Origin of the sequence: Roseibium sp. MMSF_3544, assembly GCF_030732845.1 — a bacterium.
Lineage (GTDB): Bacteria > Pseudomonadota > Alphaproteobacteria > Rhizobiales > Stappiaceae > Roseibium.
In genome coordinates, this window is the sequence record NZ_JASHKA010000018.1 from 36,393 (window position 1) to 54,401 (window position 18,009).

Below are 18,009 nucleotides of genomic sequence, written 5' to 3' on the forward strand. Positions count from 1 at the left end.
TCATGTCCAAGACCGTGATGCAGCGTTCTCAAATGCAAATGGCGACAACCTACGCGCCTGATAAGCATTTTACATTTGAGGGGGGGACAGGTGCTTGCCGATCTGTTCCAGTCGCGCGATTGGACGTTCATGTTCTGCCAGCCGAGCGGAACCAGATTCGCGAGGGCGTTCTTGAGTTTGTACAAAACTGGCATCGACGCGCGACTATGCGGCAGAATCCTCCGGTGGTACCAGAACAGGCGTTAGATGATAAAGTCTTCCTAGACCGAGAAAAACGACCGTCGTTTGAACAATCCAAGTTCGAATATTGTGCTCCAGACAGAATGGCCTATGTTCCAGACCCTTTGATGCTGGTGTGCCGCAAATGTGGTGTCGTGCATGAAGCAACACTGGCCGAGCTCGCCTATGACGAGGGGACATTCAAAAATGTTCGTCCTTGCCAAGCGAGTGAGAATGGAAAACACGAGTGGCGTCAGATCGATGTAGTATTCGCCCATTGGTCGGGACGCGTCGATCCATTGTCCCCCTATCGCAAAGACATCAATACTCGAAACGGTAGCATCACACAGCAATTTCCGGGGCGATGCGATGCGGCGCAGACCTGTGAATTCAAACTCCACAAAGGGCGATCAGGAAAATTTCGAGATTGGTACTTTTATTGTCACTGTGGCGAACGACGAGAGCTGCGTCAAAAGGATGAAAACACTCTGAAATGGCTCCTAGACCGTTATGCGCAAGAACCCGGTGAAACGCTTCGGGAAATTAACATGCTCCCCGTATCCTATCGTGCAAACAGTCTTTATTACGTACAATCTGAACAGATGATTTCTTACGACACAACGCGCCATATTGATTTGATGGCTGAAGATAGGATCGAGGAACTTCTAGAAACACTTCTAACTCTTTATGGCTACCCATCAAGCTCTCAAGACGACGAAGCGATCGTTCAGACCCTTCAGGCGACCAACCAGCCGGGTTCTTTCGAACTTGCCCTGAGTATTCAAGAGGCACTGAACATGATCAAGACTCTTGAGGCAAATGGCAAGTCGAACGCGAGTGATTTTCTCAAGCCAAAGCTGGAGCAATTCCGTCAAGAGGCCCAAACCAAGGGCTGGATCGACACACGCCCCGAAGCACCCGTCGCTTTGCGCAGGCAAGCGATAAATCGGGCGAATTTTGCCCGAAAATTCGATCCGATCAGGCTCGGCCTCGAACATCAGGCACTTCGCGAAGAACAAATAGATGCTCCCGTCTCAAACGATGCGATTCGCCCTGTGGTCGATCTTGAGGCACCTGACGTAGACTTGCAGCCACCGGGCGATAGTGACACCCGGAGGGTCTATCTGGACACTATCGTTGCTCGCAAAGCAAAATTAGGAATTATCGACCTTAAACTGATCCGAAATCTAAAAATGTTACAGTATTCATTCGGATACAGCCGGGTTTCGCCGTCGCCGACGACAGAACAAAAAGGTCTGACAATGCCGGTCCGCCTGTGCGCGTTCCCGCGCGTCGACAAAGGCAAAAGACCAATCTACGTTCTCCGGCAAAGTAACGAAGCGCTCTATGTAAGACTCGATGAGGCGCGAGTCACACGTTGGTTGAGCAACAATGGACTGACGAGCGCGGTAGAAAATTTGGAAGATGGCTCTCTGGGTGGGCGGCTAATTGAGCTTCACGAGGATTTCGGCCGCTTTGCGGAGGCATATTCGGAAACGTCCGGAAGTCGTGAACGCAATGCGCCGGTTTTTGTCTATGGCTTGCTTCACACATTGTCGCACCAACTCATTCACGCCTGCTCGCGGTTTAGTGGGTTGGATCTTGGCTCTTTTGGAGAGCGGATTTTTCCCGCCGACCTTTCCTTTGTCATCTATCGCAACGGGATGACCCCGGACTTGGGAAACCTCGCCGCGATGTGGCGCAATCACGCTCAAGATGTCCTTATGTCGCTCGACGATCCGCGCTCTATGCGCTGCGGATCTGGCACTCTTTGCGATCAGAGGGGCGGCGCTTGTCCAGCTTGCATCATGATCCCTGAGGTAAGCTGTATGGCGGCGAACAACATCCTTTCTCGGGCATTTCTTGCCGGTGGAGAAGCGATGTCCTGGGATACCAACCGAGCCCCGCTTGTTGGTTATTTCTCGTGAGCGTCGAATTCTAATGACTCCGCAGAACATCCGAAATGCTGCAACGTCGTGCCTACCATATGCGGTTTCGGCGGTATATCTGTTGGATGTCATAATCCGTTATGCTGGTCGGCAAGTTGTTCTGGAGAATCTCGCCGAACGCGCTGTTGAAACCAACAAGTCAAAAGTAGAATTGCTCGCTTTGAAGCGCATTTTCGAGGCTCATGGTGTCATCTCCATAAAGGGGCAAGCGCGGGAAGTTCTATGGTCGATGGAAGCACTCTCCAGTTTGAGATGGGCGGTCGAAGGAGCCAGCCTTGGCCTTACTGCCGTGCAATCAGCTGATGAGCCCGTTTCCGTCATCACGCTCCCCAACACTGGATATAACATAGTCGATAGCCTTCGGCGAAGAGGTGTTGAACGAGCGACGCTAGGTCGAACAATTGATGCATTCTTAAGTGTCGCTCGTGCTGCACAAAATGAATTCTTTGTCGCCACACCCTTTATCGATGCCACAGGTATCGATACTTTGAACAAAATCGTTGAAGTCGTTCCACGTAGTTCAAATTGCCATCTTATTGTTCGCACACGTGATTCTATTTTGAAAGCGGAGGCGCACGGCGCAGGACGCTTACTATCGCGCAGGTTCTCAATATTTACTTACTTCAGAGAGCTGGTAGAGAATAAACAAGAAACATTCCACGGAAAGTACTTTGTTGGCGACGATATCAAGGCCTATGTTGGCTCGGCGAATTTACTCTATTCATCACTCGAAAACACAGTCGAAACTGGAGTGCTTTTGTCCGGAAAAGATGCAAAACCGTGGTCGGTTTTTGCCCACGCAATGCTTGAATCTTCGACAATGGTTAGGCGAGCAACGTGTATTGGTAACGGGCGCGATCAACCTAGTAAGAGTTGAGAAGGTCAGCGCAATCTAGAAGGTGCCCACTTAGCTCCTTTCGTGATGCTCAGGAAGAGCTGCACGGAGTCAGAGACAGAAGAGTTCATCCGCTAAGCGCATTCACGAACGAGGTATTTCTCGGAACTAATTTGCTTTGTAGCGCAATAATTTTTGGTATGTGCTTACTGTCATGATTTTCAATAATTGTTCTGGGACGCTGGGCAGCAGCATCAGTCCAGTTAATAAAGGGGCTGATCCCGGCCGAAAGCGAAATCAACGCAGCATTGACTGTCGGTCCGTATAAGCCACCTTGCATTCAAAACCTGACAGACCGTTACCGGCCCCAGAGCGGCCGTTCAGTTCATCGTTCCAACGTCAATCCTGACCGTGTTCGAGTACGTCGCCGAGGTCGCTCAGTATCTCTCCGTCGTGGTTCGGCGCGCGACAAGTCGGGCGGCTTCATGAGCTCAGCCATATCACCTCGCAATTCCCGGAGCGTCTCAAAATTCTTGAGCCGCTCGGAGCGGGCTTTTTTCTGCAACTCCTTATGGGCTTTGATCTGAGCATCACGAAGCGCACCCATTTCATCGCGACTGCGGCGTCTGCTCTGTGTCGTTTCCATGTGATTTTTGGCAATCGTTCGCCTTTTCTTGCCTGTTAGCCAGTCCCAAAAGCCGGCTAGACCAGTGCGTAAACTCGTTTGTTGTCTTTCCTGTTCGATCAGAGCACGACGAATTTGTTTTCTTCCAGTCGTGACACCTCACGGGCCTGCAAAGCCAAAAGTCGTTTTTTCTGAATGTTTAAATAGGAGCGATTTGAGGTTATCGCGCAACGTTGCTCAGCACGAAGTTCTACCAGTTTCTCGCGAATAATTTGCGCTGCGAAAATCTGCGCCGCGTCAATGTCAGGAAGTTGATCGGGGAAGCCGAGTTTTGCACAGACATCTCGGGGTTTGACACCAACGTAGATCCGGATCGCATAAGGTTCAACGCGGAAATCGACAGCTACGTGACCACGTTTGCCCTTGGCGAGAATGTATCCGCGTTCTCTGAGCGCATTTGCAAAGGCGGCGGTAGAATTGGAGCTCGCCCAGGCGTCGCGGAAGTCACTTTGGAGTTGGCGGATATTCTTTCCGGACCGTTTGCATTGTTGCGACTGCTTCAGTGTGAAATTTCGCGGGTCACGGTGTTTCGAGTTGATGAGGCCCGGCGGCATGTTGATCTTATGTTGAATGTGCAGCTCACGGGAAACTTCCCGCAAGCGAAGCTTTGAAAATGGCAACGGGATCGCCTTCATCTTTTCAACGTCAATTCGGCACCAGACAGCATAAGCATGTTGCCGTAGCACGCCATCATCGCCCCGCTTCCAGTGACGGACAATTGCGCGCGGCTGACCATTCAGCTCGAGCTCATTTTCGACACGCTCCGCCGCGTTTTTATAATCCTCGTCGGTGATATCTGCTCGCGCTGGTGGATTGATGCTGAGAGAGAACAAGTGCTGTTTGCAGCGTGTCCCCTTGCTTATTGCATAAGATTCGGCGAAAGCGTCCTTTGGATTGTCAGACGCAAAACCACGCATTTCTATGATCTCAACACGTTCATTCTCAGGTTTCATGAGATGTGCCGCCAGAGCACGGCCACCACCTCGCGCATTTCCGTGAAGGATCATTTGTTGCGCCTTTCACGAAGACCTAGGTGACGCCGTCATAAACGAGTAGCCAAATCAGGTCTAATTTGATTCAAGCTCCGAAAGGCGTTTCGAATGGCCCGATTTGATATGAGCGATATTGAGTGGTCTGTCATCCAACCGCTGCTTCCGACCAAGGTACGTGGCATTGTGCGTGTGGATGACCGACGAGTCATTAACGGTATTTTGTGGCGCTGGCGCACTGGAGCGCCTTGGGCGGATATCCCGGAGCGGCATGGGTCTCACAAGACCTGCTACAATCGCTTTGTGCGCTGGCGTCAGTCCGGCGTCTGGGACAGGCTTTTGAACGCTGTTTCAAAGGCTTATGATGGCGATATCCAGATGATCGATAGTTCCTCGATCCGCGTTCACCAGCATGGTGCCAACGGGGATAAAAAAGGGGATCTGGTGGCATGGGACGTTCCATGGGAGGGTTGACCAGCAAGATCCATGCGCTCGTGGATGCCTGCGGCTTGCCGATCAAACTGAGCTTGAGCGAAGGCCAAGCCTACGACGGTCAACAGGCAATGCACCTTTTGTCCGATCTTCCCTCCACGGCAATCGTACTGGCGGACCGCGCCTATGACGCCGATGCCATTCGCGATCTGATCGCGGACCAGGATGCTTTCGCAAACATCCCGCCCATGCCCAATCGCCGCCGCAGATCTGCCTTTTCCAAATATCTCTACAAACTCAGGAACATGGTCGAAAGGTTCTTCAATAAACTCAAGCATTTCAGAGCTGTAGCAACGAGATACGAGAAAAATCCACTCAACTACATGGCAGGAGTGAAGCTTGCCTCAGCTCGCATTTGGATGCGATTTAATGAGTCCATCACCTAGGGCAGAAATAAGGTCTTTGCGCATCGAACCGACGTCGGCGCAAGCTTGTCGCAATTGAGCGATGGTGTCTTTATCGGCAACAATCCGTCCCTCGTTTGCAAGCTCGTGCAGAGTGCAAAGATATGTTCGAATCTCGGACTGACCGAGAGCCCGAAGAAGCTGCGCTAGCAACTAGTAGTCTTTGGTGGAAATCCGGTTGTTTGGTTTGAGACCGACACTGTGGCCGCGAAGAACACAACCCTTGATATAGGGACCGAGTGCTTGACCATCTGCGTGTTGCTCAAGCTCGGCCCGTTGTTCATCTGAAAAGCGGATTGAAACGGGGGATGATCTTTTCTTGGACCCGTGCTCGTTCATGGCCGCAGCGTTGAACTTAGGCTCAATGTGATCGGGCAGTGAGGAGCGTTTGTTCATGGCCGCGGCTCCTCAATCGTAAGGCTTCTAGCCTGAAATAGCGCTGCAAATTTTTCGCATTTACCTGTAGCCGCGGATAAGAAGCGCTGGTTGCAGGCTCCTTCAACCAGATACCCCGGCTTCACCGTAGCTCCACGATTACCGTGGAAGGTTGATGTAGGTGCAGTTGGGGGTGCTGATCGGCGTGAGGGTTGGCGTTCCCGGCCGCGCACGCCCGTCATTCTTTGGAGTGGCGGGCTTTTTCAATGGAGTGATCAGATGACAGATCCGAAGCCAAAGCCTGAAGATGATCAAGACAGTGGCGGTTGGGGCTGAAACAAAAGGGTGCCGACTTTCGTCAACACCCCCCTGTTTAGATCAGAATGCTGAGAATGATCGCGATACCAATCAGGCAGCGCGCCACATCAACATCGATCTTTAAAGTGACCGAGGTCTTCATGGTGAAATCCTCCGGTCCGTGGCCACGGAACCAAAAGGTTTCGTGATCGCGCCGATCAAACGGATAACCCGCCGTCTATCGGTTCATCGGGGCACCATCGATGTAACGTTACCATCTCCGGTACACCCCACGTGGCATCCAGGTGGCTGGGCCCGTGTCCTTCGACGACCCATGTCGCAAAGGGGGGTTACCAGTCCCGGCCGTGGGCTGTCGGGTAGCCGACTGGGTTACTCACGTGCCACCGTGAGGCCAGGCGGGGCCGACAAATATTAATATGGTTATTGTTGCGGTGTTTGTCGACTGTTCTACGATAGTCCAGTGGAAAACCTGAGAATAACTGTTGGTGTCAATGATATCGCTAATTGCTGAGCACGGATCGAACGTCCTTTCACTGTCCATGATCATCCTTGTGATCTTGGGTGCTTACAAATGGCGATGGACTTGGATCTGGGGGCTGTTCAGTCAGGTGTTGTGGTCAATCTGGATCTACGCCAGCGGCGAAACCGGCTTCATCTGGATGAACGTCCTCATGTATGTGGCCTATTCATGGGCGCACTATCAATGGGAGCGTGACAGAAAGAAGCCGGCAGCTTGATTGGTGGTTAGAACTTGAACAGAACGCAGCCCTGACCAGCAGCACCAATCTTAACGAGATCATCAGTCTGAAGGTTCTTGCCGTCAATAATAATCTGCGCGCGTTTGGAGGATGCAGATGCAGCGATCCGCATCAATTCGGGTACCAGATAAACGGTGCCCGTGAGGTCAAGGCCACCACCGCTTGCTGCAATCCTGCACAAATCATCAACGTGTCTCATAAGTCACTCCTGTAATTCGCGTCAGTCGGCCCTCTTTCCATAGATGGGTGTTTATCACCGGCTTTGAATAGGCGGGGAGCGCAGGAAGTTTTTTTAGCAGGAATAAAAGATCGGCCTTCGCGGCAGAAAGGCACGGATGTCTGAGAAGCGCTTCCCGATCCTAAACCCGCACAATCGGATCAAGTCTATTCCGTGGGACATAATCGAAGCACATCGCGAACAGGCGCAAAAGAACCATCGACAATCACTTGAGCGCTTGGCGGAACGTGGTGGCCTGACTTGGGATGAGTTGGTCTGCGTCCTTGCAGATCGCCCGTGGTTCGGGACCATCAAAATCGAGAAATAGAGGTTACCGACTATGAGGACCGCAGCGATTTACCTTGTCGGCTTCACTGCTTGTTGCTTCGCGAGCTACGGCTTTGCGCTGGCCGGCAAACTGCAATCTGTCTGGTTCTGGCTTGATGTACTTGGAGTGATCAACTAATCAGATTTCCCCCGCGATCAGGCGGGGCCACGGTGTTGGAGCACCGTGAACCGTGAGATCAGATTTCACATGACCGACATTGGCCGATGACGGCCCATTCCTTTTCTCGGCAGGCGAAGGCAAGCTATTGTAACAGCCTCTTTTTTAAATAATTGTCCCCTAGGCAAAAAGAAAAAAAACTGAAACCAGTTTGCAATTCAACCAAAGCAAATAGGTACTTCGGTCAAGGCTACTCTAATTACAATCAATTTTTGATGGGTTTTTAGAAGGGTGAGACATGCGAGAAAAACAAAAACCATTTTAATACATATACTTACAAAAGAAAGTGGCGGTGAGGGTGGGATTCGAACCCACGGTACGCTCTCACGCACGGCGGTTTTCAAGACCGCTGCCTTAAACCACTCGGCCACCTCACCAAAGCAGCCGTTTGGCGCGTTGGCGCGGCTGCTGTCTCACCCGTTTCGTTTGTCTTGACCAGAAAGTCAAGGGCCGGAATCAGCCTGTCGGCGGAAACTGGAGAATTCGTGTGGAAGGCGGGGGCGTGGAGGCCTTTGGCATGTTCCGGTCCCGGGCGCTTACAGGGTGGTAGGGCAGGGTGGGCGCAGCGGCACCGGAACATAACCAAAGTGTGAGGGGCCGCCGGTCCGGTGTCGTGGGCAGGGTTTTGAACCGGCGGCCAAAGCTGGAGGTGGGGTCCAGCATTGCTGTGACAGGGCGGTCATCAGCAATGAGCTCACACTAGGCGGAACTGACAGGGTCCGATGTGACCTACATCACAACCTGATCCTTTGACGATTTTTTGCTGTGTGTGCCCTGTGTGCAACAGGTTATTTTATGTTTGAAATAACGCATTTTTACATTTTGTTTCAGTCGATTAAGAGTTTGGCGCCGAATGCACGGCAAGAACTCGGGTCAAATTCTGTGAGTGTGTTGAAAAGATGCATCAAACTGGCCTCGACGGCCGATTTACTTTGAAGTAAGAAACTTGCGCTTTAACAGGCGCTATGTGTGGGACGCACCGCGGGGGCAGTGTGTCTGTGGGAACCCGGACGATCGGTCGGGTTGTCGCCTGAGAACCGGCATGGATGAAAACAAGTGCCGGAAATTCGCGCGAGCTGCGGGGCCGCCGACGCGTAGGTGAGTAGGACGGCAGAATGGTAGGGACAGGCGTTGCGACTTGCCAACGGGCAGGGACGTCTTCGGGGAAAACGGCCGGTGAGACTGCTGAGGTGACAACCTCCTTCACGACCGGCTGGTCACAAATTCGCACGGGGCTTTTGACCATTGCCGCCGTGTCCTTCGTTGCTGCCTGCAGCGCTGCACCCGAAAAACCCAAAGCCAAATTCAGCCCTGAGAAATACGGCGTTCCGGCCAGCCCGAAAATGGTTGCCGCAGGCAAACCCGTTCCAAAGGGCGGCGGCCGCTATGTCGTCGGCAAGAAATACAAGATTGCCGGCAAGTGGTACTATCCGGAACACGATCCGAACTACAAGAAAACAGGTCTGGCCTCCTGGTACGGACCGACCTTCCACGGCCGCAAGACCGCAAATGGCGAAATCTTCGACCGCAATGCCCTGACCGCAGCGCATACGACCATGCCGCTGCCCTCCTATGCCAGAGTGACCAACACCGCGAACGGCCGTTCTATGATCGTCCGTGTCAATGACCGCGGTCCCTTCCACGGCAACCGGATCATTGACTTGTCAGAGCGCGTCGCCACGATACTGGACACCAAGTCGAAAGGTGTCGGCAAGGTGAAGGTGGAGTATGTCGGCCGCGCACCGCTTCACGGCCAGGATGAAGAATATCTGATGGCCTCCTACAGCGGACCTGGATCCGTGGTCCCGGGCGGAACACGTCCCGGAACGCTTCTTGCCCAGGCGGCACCGCCGCCCAACATTGTCTTCGGCAAGGTGCCGGCGCCTGCAGCGCGGCCCTATCTCGTAGCGTCGAACACCGTTGCGGCTTACAAACCTTCCGGGGCCACCCGTGTTGCCGTTGCATTTGATCCGGCAATCGCTTTTGAAGCTGGCAATCCGACGATCAAAGTGGCCTCGAACAATCGGTTCGAGCAACTGCCCGCAGCGCATTCCTCCGGCTATGCGCCTGCAGGCAATACGCAGGCCATTCCCTATCCGGGCAAACCCACGGGATTTGTGGGAGGCAGTGCCGTTTCTTCGTTTGCAGCGAACCGCCGCATAACAGAAGCGCATGACGCCTTGTCCACAGTTGCAACGTCCGGGCTTTCCATGCGACAGCTGGCTGCTAGTATTCCTTCGGGCAAGTAAAACCAGATCAACAACCGATTTGCCCGTGTGACTTCGACCGGAAGCGACAGGGTGCTCGGACCGATGAGTTTTTTTCGACCTGAATTCTGGAGCCTTAAGGCCAGGACGTTTGCCGCGGCAGTCGCAACTGTTGTGGCGGCAGCAGGATTGACCTGCGTTCAGGCGGCAGAATCAATCGTCACCAAGGCGCCGAAGGCCTACCTTCTGGAACCCACATCCGGCACGGTGCTCTATTCAAAGGCACCGGACGAACCTTTCGCGCCCGGTTCGCTTGCCAAGGTGATGACCGCTGCCACCGTTTTTCATCTTCTGAAAGAGGGCGAAGCCCAACTTGATCAGCTCTGTAATGTCAGCGAACACGCCTGGCGGACCGGCGGTGCACCTTCGCGCAAGGCCACCATGTTTGCGGCAATCAAATCGGACATTGCGATCGAAGACCTGCTCAAGGGATTGCTGGTCCACAACGCCAATGATGCGGCCATCGTTCTCGCCGAATGTATCGACGGCTCGGAAGACGCTTTTGCAGAGCGCATGACGGAATTCGCACTGTCGATCGGCATGACCAACAGTAGTTTTACCAATCCGACCGGATATGAAGACAAGCCGAGCAAAACCACCGTCCACGATCAAGCGAAACTGGCAGAGTACATTCTGGAAAACCACGACGACCACTACGCGCTGTTTTCCCTGCCGGAATTTACCTGGAACAAGATCTTTCAGCGAAACAAGAACCCGCTTCTGGGCGAAATCCGAAACCTGGATGGCCTTGGCGGCGGCAATGACCCTGAAGACGGCTATTCCGGCCTTGCATCAGTGGACCGGAACGGGCGCCGGATCATTGCCGCCGTCGCCGGTCTCAATTCCGACAAGCACCGCCTGCAGTCGTTGAAAGAGGTGATCGGCGGCGCGTGGGAATTCTACACGATCCAGACGATCTTCCCGGCTGGTGAAGTGGTCGCGGAAGCGAGGGTCTTCGGCGGCACCGAAGGCACTGTTCCCCTTGTCGCCAATTCTGATGTCGACGTTCTGCTCGCCCGGGGCGGCAGCCTGGAATACAGGATCAGGGTTGTTTACGACGGCCCCTTCAAAGCACCTGTTGAAATGGGTACGCCTGCCGGCGAATTGCGCGTCATCGGCAAAGAAGGAATTGTCTATCGTGCACCGCTGGTGACCGGAGGCGCTGTGCCGGAGGGCACAATGATGAACCGCGCCATGGACGGTCTTCAGGAATTGCTTTTCGGCTGGATCGGGTGACGATTGCTGGCGGCATAAACATTTGAACTGATCCCTGTTAAAAGCCTAACGATCAACGGCAACAAGATTCTAGAGCGGAGCCAAGACCACCTTGCCGGGACATTTCATCACTTTTGAAGGCGGGGAAGGGGCCGGTAAATCGACTCAAATCACCCTTCTCAAGCGCTTTCTGGAAAGCTGCGGCAAGACTGTTGTCGTCACGCGTGAACCCGGCGGGTCACCGGGCGCTGAAAAGATCCGGTCTCTTTTGCTTTCTGGCGGTGCCAAAGACCTCGGGCCACGTGGCGAGGCGATGCTGTTTGCGGCAGCCCGTGCGGATCACGTCGATTCGACGATCCAGCCGGCCTTGAAGCGGGGCGCCTGGGTCCTGTGCGACCGTTATGCGGATTCGACCCGCGTTTATCAGGGAGAAGCGGGCGTCGACGAGGACTACTTGAAACTGCTTGAAACTGCGGCTGTTGCCGGCGTGCGGCCAGACATGACGATCCTGATCGATGTTCCGCCCGACATCGGGCTGAAACGGGTCGCAAAACGATCCGAGAGCGACGACAGTGGCGGACCGGACCGGTTTGAAGGCGAGGCGCTTGCCGTCCACGAGCGGCGCCGGAACCTCTTTCTGAAACTGGCTGAGGAAGAAGCCTACCGGTTCAAGGTTGTGGACGGCGCCAAGGATCAGGCGTTTGTCGAAAAAGCCATTCGTGATGCGGTTCGTGATGCCTTTTCAAGAGATCTTGCGCCGAAAGGGCGACGCGCTGCGAACAAAGTCATATCAAGTCCGGAGAAAACTGTCTGATGGCCCGCAGAAACGAACCGGTCGACATTCCGGAGGTCGATGCGCTGCCAGGCTATCCGCTCCCCCATGAACGTGATCGGCTGGTCGGTCACAGAGCGACCGAAACGGCGTTGCTGGAGGCGTATCGTTCCGAGCGTTTGCATCATGCCTGGATCCTGGGCGGTCCCAAAGGTATCGGCAAGGCAACGCTGGCCTTTCGTTTCGCGCAGTTCGTCATTGCACATCCCGACAGGTTTGGACCGGAAGTCGCAACCGCACAGGATTTGAGCGTTGCCGAAGATCATCCCGTCAAACGTCAGGTCAAAGCCGGAGGACATCCAAACATTCTGCACTTGCGCCGGCCCTGGGACGAAAAGTTGAAAAGGTTCAAGACGGATCTCCCGGTCGATGAGGTTCGGCGCACGGTTTCGTTTTTCGGTACGACAGCATCTGCAAAGGCCTGGCGCATTTGTATTGTCGATGCAGCCGACGACATGAACCAGAACTCGGCCAACGCGCTTTTGAAAATACTGGAAGAACCGCCCGAACGTTGCCTGTTTCTGGTCCTGAGCCATGCACCGGGCCGGTTGTTGCCAACGATCAGATCCAGGTGCCGTCGGCTCGACATGGCGCCACTGGCAGCAGCTGAAATCGCCGAGGGATTGAATGAGCTCGCGGGCGGTTCGGCTTCCTCGCAAGACGATCTTGCCGAAATCGCACAGACGGCGGACGGTAGCTTGCGATCCGCAATCACGCTGTTATCAGGTGACGGGCTTCAAATCGCCAAGGGTTTGAAACAACTGGCGGATAGTAGTGCCAATTTGGATCTTGCAGCGGTACATGCGCTTGCTGATCTGATTTCGGCTCGCGGCCAGACGGACAATTGGGAGAGTTTCCAACACGTTCTGGAAAACTGGTTGCATGAACGCATGCGCCAGGAGCTGAAAAGCGGCGTCCGTGATGCCTACCGTCGTGTGGAACATTGGGAAACCGTTAGAAAAGCGATCAATGACGCTGATGCGCTCAACCTGGACCGGAAACAAGTGGTGCTTGATTTTTTCTTTGCGTTGCGCGCCGCCTGACGCTCGAAACGTTTGGGAATCTTGGAAAATACGGATATCTAGACCCCGAATGATAGCTGGGACTGAAACCGATTTCTGATTAGGACCTTGAATGCTTGTCGACAGCCATTGCCATCTCGATTTTCCTGATTTCGACGGTGAGCGGCCCGAACTGATTGCGCGAGCGCACGAAGCAGGCGTTGATCTGATGGTGACGATCTGCACCCATATCCGGAAGTTCGACCGGATCCGGGCGATCGCGGAAGAATACCCGGAAGTTTACTGTTCAGTCGGCACGCACCCGCACAATGCTGGCACAGAACGTGGAATTCCGGTCGACGAAATCGTGCGCCTTGCAGCCCATCCAAAGGTCGTCGCCATCGGAGAAGCCGGGCTGGACTATTACTACGACAAGGCACCTCGTGATGCGCAGGCTGAAGGCCTTCGCATTCATATCGAGGCTGCGCGTCAGACAGGACTGCCACTTGTCATTCACGCACGCGACGCGGATGACGACATGGCAGACATTTTGCGCGATGAAATGGGGAAGGGGGCGTTCCCGGCCCTCCTGCACTGCTTCTCTTCAGGTCGTGAGCTTGCCCTCACCGGTATCGAACTCGGTCTTTATGTGTCGTTTTCCGGAATACTGACCTTCAAGCGATCAGAGGAACTGCGCGACATTGCACGGGAACTCCCAGCCGACCGGCTGCTTGTTGAAACCGATGCGCCCTATCTCGCCCCTCAGCCTCGGCGCGGCAAACGCAACGAACCGGCCTATACGGCCATGACGGCTGCTGTTCTTGCCGAAACCCGCGGCGTTTCTCAAACAGAAATCGCCCGGCAGACAACAGAGAACTTTTTCCGCCTGTTCGGCAAAGTTCCGAAACCTGCGCATTTGACTGAGGCCGCAGTCTGATGACGGTTGAACTGACCATTCTCGGGTGCGGATCGTCCAGCGGCGTTCCGCGCATTGGCAACGACTGGGGCGAATGTGATCCGAACGAGCCGAAAAACAGACGGCTTCGGTGTTCCGCACTCGTTGAAAAACGTGGCGAATATGGCTGCACAACAGTCTTGATCGACACAGGACCCGATCTGAGGCAGCAAATGCTTGCCGAAAATGTCGTCCATCTTGATGCCGTTTTCTACACGCACGCACATGCTGATCATCTTCATGGCATCGATGACTTGCGCACATTCTGGTTGCTCGACCGCGCCAAAGTGCCGGTCTACATGGACGATCCGACGTTTCAACGAGCCAACTCGGCGTTCAAATACTGTTTTGAAAAACCGGAAGGGTCCAATTATCCGCCAATCCTGGAACATCATGCAATTGTGACGGGAGTACCAGTGGAGATCGTCGGCGACGGCGGATCTCTGGTTGTTGAACCGATTACGGTGGTTCATGGCGAGATTGATGCACTCGGGTTTCGCATTGGCGATGCGGCTTATATTCCGGACGTGTCCGACATTCCGGATAGCAGCTTTAACAGGCTGAAAAATCTGGATTTATTGGTTCTGGATTGCCTGCGCAGAAACCCGCATCCAAGTCATTTTTGCCTGGAAGAGTCGCTGCGCTGGACGCATCGGATCGCGCCGCGCAAGGCCATTTTCACCAATCTCCATTGCGACCTGGACTACGGCCGGTTACGCGATGAATTACCAGAGCACATAGAGCCTGCCTTCGACGGTTTGCGGGTTGATCTGACGGCATTGTCCGACCTCAACACGACTGCGGAAAATGCCGTCTAGAGCTTCGCCGAAACTGCCCAGCTTGGAGCGATTGAGCAAGGCAGCCGTTCACTATCTGGAACGCTACAGTTCGTCAAAGGCCAATCTGCAGAGAGTGCTGGAACGCAAGGTCATGAATGCATGCCGGCACCACGACCGCGATCCTGAGGAGTTTTCGAGCCTGATCGAAACGGTCGTTGAAAAATGCCTGCAGTCCGGGCTGTTAAACGACCAGGTCTATGCGGAAACAAAAACAGCCAGCCTGAGACGCCGTGGCGGGTCCAGGCGAAAAATCGAGGCTCAATTGTCCGCCAAGGGAGTCGATCGCGAGACGATCCGAAACGCGGTCGCTGCAGATGACGACGATGAAGCGGAACTTGATGCTGCGCGAATTTTTGCACGCAGGCGGCGGCTCGGTCCGTATCGAAACGAGAAAGACAGACAAGGCCGTCGAGACAAGGATCTGGCCGCAATGTGCCGGGCCGGGTTTTCTTTTGAGATTGCGAGGCGGATTATTGACGTCTCGTTGGATGATTGAATGCGTGCCGATGGCAAGCGTGTAAACATCAAGCGCGGCTAGCCGACTTGCAAATGAGCGCGGCGATGCGACTAAGCGTCTGATTTTCAGCGCAATATCACCTACAAATAAATGTTCCATAATATTGATTATGCGAATTGTTGAGACGTGGAACGACGATGGACTAACTCCACAAGCACGCACGCCCTATAACTGCGATCCGACTGTGAACCGTCCCTTTTCGCTGCGTGTCATCTGAAATTGTTTCATCAGGTGCGCCTCGACACTCCTCTCAAAGCTATCTGCTGTATTGTTGCTGTTGTCGGTTTGGAGGGTCTGCACATCGTGAAGCTTGCGCATATCAACATTGTTGCCAGAAACGCAGACAGGCTTGCGACGTTCTACGTCGACGTTCTTGGATGTGAGATCCTGCGCAAACCAAAATTGCTAACCGGCGCAAAAGTCTCTCAAGGAAACGGTCTTCAAGGCTCCGACATCTATTCCATCTGGCTCAAATTTCCCGGCTGCACCGAGCCGTTTCTTGAAATTCACGAACACAGCCTGAAACTTGACCGGCATCCGCCATGTGTGAATGAACCCGGCTTTGGACACCTTTCTTTTCAGGTTATCGACATCCATGAAATGCTGGCCGCGATTGTCGGCTCGGGTGGCAAGAAACTGGGCGAAATAACCAATTTCGGAACGGAAGAACGTCCGTTTTTGATTGTCTATACGCGCGATCTGGAAGGTAATATTATTGAGCTGGAACAGCCATCAATGTGATGAACAACACCGTAAACAAGCGGAATTGAGGCTACGGTCTGGGCGTTGAATGTGGCTGCCCAAGCGCTGCAGTCTTTGACCAAATTGCGGAAAGTAGCTTGAAAAAGTCAGTATATAACGTTGTATTTATTGAATAAAACGAGATTGTAGAAAATTCCGGGAAGACGATTATGAGTGCCACAGCGAATGCATCTGACTGGGAAGTCGCCGGATATATGGACGCCGGGCTTGGAGCTGGTATCGCCGGCGGTTACTGGACGTTCGTGTTTCGCAGCACGGTCGCAGACTATTGCGCCCTTTTTGGCTTTGCTGGGTTTGGCCTCGGATTTGGTGGAAGTGGTGGCAGCATCTCCATGCCAGAATTCAGACCCGGAGAAGCCAGACTCTCATTCACGCGCATCGACTGCAGCCGGATATTCAGCGGTAACGATCTGGATGGTGCCTTCGGTCGCCTGACGGCCGCGGGCGCTGGTGCAGGCAGCGGTATTGGACTGTGTTCGATAACAGCGCTGAATATGAACGGCCCCCTTTTCAACAGCCAGGACGTCAACGGTTGGAGCTTCACTGCAGGAGCGTCCGCCATGACCACCATGGGCAACTGGGCGCGTATTACCGAGCTTTCGATGTCAGCCACTTGAGGGTAGCCTCAACCGCCTGTCATGTTTCTAGAGCATCAGTCGAGGTCGATCTGAGCGGCGTTTGCTCCTAACCAAGCCAGTCTTGGAGCTGACGTGAGCACCCTGCTCGCACGTATCGTCTATCTGTCGCCTCGATTTGCCGCCGAAATAGCGTTCTACTCAGAACACGCTATGGTCACCCCGTTCGACGCGGTCCTCGCCTTTCAGAACCCGTTCGTAGTACTCAAACAGCGTGTCTTCACCGGTCTCCGGCGTGGCCGCCGCATCATACTCGCCGCTCACCGGATCAAGCGCGAGCATGGATTCAGTCGCATAGTATCTGCCTATTCTTGCCAACTCGACCTTTGCCGACAGCGAAGGAACAATTCGGCCGACGATGCCCATGGACCAGATGATCGTATCGAGGAAAGTGACGGGCACGTGCTTGAAACGTGGCCGGCGCTCAAGAAGCGAAAACAGGTAGTCGCCCTGCTCTTTTGGCGTGATCGCCGGACCTGGTCCTCCAATCGGCAGCACCTTGTTGTGGCGCGCCGTGTCGTTTATGCAGCCGGCAAGATAGGAACCGAGATCACGATCGCTAATCGGTTTGCAGGACGTTAGTCGTCCGTCACCGAAAACCAGGAAGGCTTTGCCGCGTTGAAGGCGGCTGATCTGACCGGAGAGCGACTTGAAAAAAGCAGTCGGCCTCACGATGGTGTAGGTCATTCCCGAATTCGCAAGCGCCTTTTCCGCTGCAAGTTTAGCCCTCTGGAATTCCAGCCGGGGCTTTTGCACACAGATCGCTGATAGCAGAACGAAGTGCTCAACGCCTTTATCTTTTGCGATCTGCATCGCATCAAGATTGGCGTGATGATCAACCGCCCAGGCATCCTTCGGCTCACCGGTGCGTGACGCCAGACAGGAGACAACTACATCGAAGCGTTCGTCATTGAAGCCGTTTTCGCGCAAGGACGTAATATCTGTGACGTTGCCAAATCGAAGCGTTGCCCCTTCTAACAGGTCGCGTGTCTGCCCCTCGCCCAGCCCGCCACCGGGCCCGGCGCGCTGACGGACGAAACAGGTGACGTCATGCCCTGCACGGACAAGCGCTGAAGCTGTCGCACGTCCGATCGTACCTGTTGCTCCCAACAGGAGAACGCGTTTGCGTAACCCATTGGCGGGTTTACCGGTGCCCGTAATCAATGTGCACAAACCCAGTTCGAGTTCCTGTGCATAAATGCTATCCGTTTTTTTGGGGCTCCGACAACGGAAAGCATAT

Annotated in this window: 17 protein-coding genes and 1 tRNA gene; 13 read left to right on the top strand and 5 right to left on the bottom strand. The window is 54.1% G+C overall.

The window, feature by feature from the left end; translation table 11 throughout:
* The first annotated feature begins 2 nt into the window (after positions 1–2).
* On the top strand, positions 3–2,147 hold the full coding sequence (locus RBB47_RS22265) for a hypothetical protein (protein ID WP_305988095.1): 2,145 nt from the start codon (positions 3–5) through the stop codon (positions 2,145–2,147).
* A gap of 82 nt (positions 2,148–2,229) precedes the next feature.
* On the top strand, positions 2,230–3,045 hold the full coding sequence (locus tag RBB47_RS22270; RefSeq protein ID WP_305988096.1) for a phospholipase D-like domain-containing protein: 816 nt from the start codon (positions 2,230–2,232) through the stop codon (positions 3,043–3,045).
* 702 nt (positions 3,046–3,747) lie between these two features.
* Here the strand turns inward: RBB47_RS22270 and RBB47_RS22275 are convergent.
* Positions 3,748–4,695: a relaxase/mobilization nuclease domain-containing protein gene (locus RBB47_RS22275; protein ID WP_305988097.1), complete on the bottom strand. Its 948-nt coding sequence runs from the start codon at positions 4,693–4,695 to the stop codon at positions 3,748–3,750.
* A 93-nt stretch (positions 4,696–4,788) separates the two neighbouring features.
* On the opposite strand from RBB47_RS22275, the gene RBB47_RS22280 reads away from it, so the two are divergent.
* Positions 4,789–5,555 (top strand): IS5 family transposase gene (locus RBB47_RS22280; RefSeq protein WP_371932832.1). Its coding sequence is split into 2 segments (ribosomal slippage): positions 4,789–5,116 and positions 5,116–5,555, totalling 768 coding nucleotides; the frame shifts between segments, so codons are not numbered across the junction.
* A 171-nt stretch (positions 5,556–5,726) separates the two neighbouring features.
* Here RBB47_RS22280 and RBB47_RS22285 read toward each other — a convergent pair.
* Complete coding sequence (locus tag RBB47_RS22285) at positions 5,727–5,969, bottom strand: hypothetical protein (RefSeq protein WP_305988099.1); 243 nt, start codon at positions 5,967–5,969, stop codon at positions 5,727–5,729.
* A 788-nt stretch (positions 5,970–6,757) separates the two neighbouring features.
* On the opposite strand from RBB47_RS22285, the gene RBB47_RS22290 reads away from it, so the two are divergent.
* On the top strand, positions 6,758–7,003 hold the full coding sequence (locus tag RBB47_RS22290; protein WP_305988100.1) for a hypothetical protein: 246 nt from the start codon (positions 6,758–6,760) through the stop codon (positions 7,001–7,003).
* Between the two features lie 7 nt (positions 7,004–7,010).
* Here the strand turns inward: RBB47_RS22290 and RBB47_RS22295 are convergent, their stop codons facing one another.
* Complete coding sequence (locus RBB47_RS22295) at positions 7,011–7,223, bottom strand: hypothetical protein (protein WP_305988101.1); 213 nt, start codon at positions 7,221–7,223, stop codon at positions 7,011–7,013.
* Positions 7,224–8,033: 810 nt separating this feature from the next.
* Positions 8,034–8,123: transfer RNA gene (locus tag RBB47_RS22300), tRNA-Ser, on the bottom strand.
* A gap of 738 nt (positions 8,124–8,861) precedes the next feature.
* Between RBB47_RS22300 and RBB47_RS22305 the strand changes: the two genes are divergently transcribed.
* The 9 genes from RBB47_RS22305 to RBB47_RS22345 all read left to right on the top strand — a co-directional run bounded on the left by RBB47_RS22305 (position 8,862) and on the right by RBB47_RS22345 (position 16,751).
* Entirely contained in the window at positions 8,862–9,995 is a 1,134-nt protein-coding gene (locus RBB47_RS22305) for a septal ring lytic transglycosylase RlpA family protein (protein ID WP_305988102.1), read from the top strand.
* 63 nt (positions 9,996–10,058) lie between these two features.
* Positions 10,059–11,249: a D-alanyl-D-alanine carboxypeptidase family protein gene (locus RBB47_RS22310; RefSeq protein WP_305988103.1), complete on the top strand. Its 1,191-nt coding sequence runs from the start codon at positions 10,059–10,061 to the stop codon at positions 11,247–11,249.
* Between the two features lie 91 nt (positions 11,250–11,340).
* Complete coding sequence (tmk, locus tag RBB47_RS22315; RefSeq protein WP_305988104.1) at positions 11,341–12,042, top strand: dTMP kinase; 702 nt, start codon at positions 11,341–11,343, stop codon at positions 12,040–12,042.
* Positions 12,042–13,103, top strand: a complete 1,062-nt coding sequence (locus RBB47_RS22320; RefSeq protein ID WP_305988105.1) for a DNA polymerase III subunit delta' — start codon at positions 12,042–12,044, stop codon at positions 13,101–13,103. The genes tmk and RBB47_RS22320 overlap by 1 nt, the downstream gene beginning before the upstream one ends.
* Positions 13,104–13,194: 91 nt before the next feature.
* On the top strand, positions 13,195–13,998 hold the full coding sequence (locus RBB47_RS22325; protein ID WP_305988106.1) for a TatD family hydrolase: 804 nt from the start codon (positions 13,195–13,197) through the stop codon (positions 13,996–13,998).
* Positions 13,998–14,834 (top strand): MBL fold metallo-hydrolase, encoded by an 837-nt coding sequence (locus tag RBB47_RS22330; protein ID WP_305988107.1) that lies wholly within the window; start codon positions 13,998–14,000, stop codon positions 14,832–14,834. The genes RBB47_RS22325 and RBB47_RS22330 overlap by 1 nt, the downstream gene beginning before the upstream one ends.
* Positions 14,835–14,865: 31 nt before the next feature.
* Positions 14,866–15,351, top strand: coding sequence for a regulatory protein RecX (locus RBB47_RS22335; protein WP_305988108.1), 486 nt, complete (start codon positions 14,866–14,868; stop codon positions 15,349–15,351).
* 324 nt (positions 15,352–15,675) lie between these two features.
* Positions 15,676–16,113 (top strand): VOC family protein, encoded by a 438-nt coding sequence (locus tag RBB47_RS22340; RefSeq protein WP_305988109.1) that lies wholly within the window; start codon positions 15,676–15,678, stop codon positions 16,111–16,113.
* A 170-nt stretch (positions 16,114–16,283) separates the two neighbouring features.
* Complete coding sequence (locus RBB47_RS22345) at positions 16,284–16,751, top strand: hypothetical protein (protein ID WP_305988110.1); 468 nt, start codon at positions 16,284–16,286, stop codon at positions 16,749–16,751.
* A gap of 159 nt (positions 16,752–16,910) precedes the next feature.
* On the opposite strand, the gene RBB47_RS22350 is transcribed toward RBB47_RS22345, so the two are convergent.
* A complete protein-coding gene (locus RBB47_RS22350) occupies positions 16,911–17,882 on the bottom strand; it encodes an NAD(P)H-binding protein (protein ID WP_305988171.1) in 972 nt (323 codons plus the stop codon).
* Positions 17,883–18,009 lie beyond the last annotated feature (127 nt).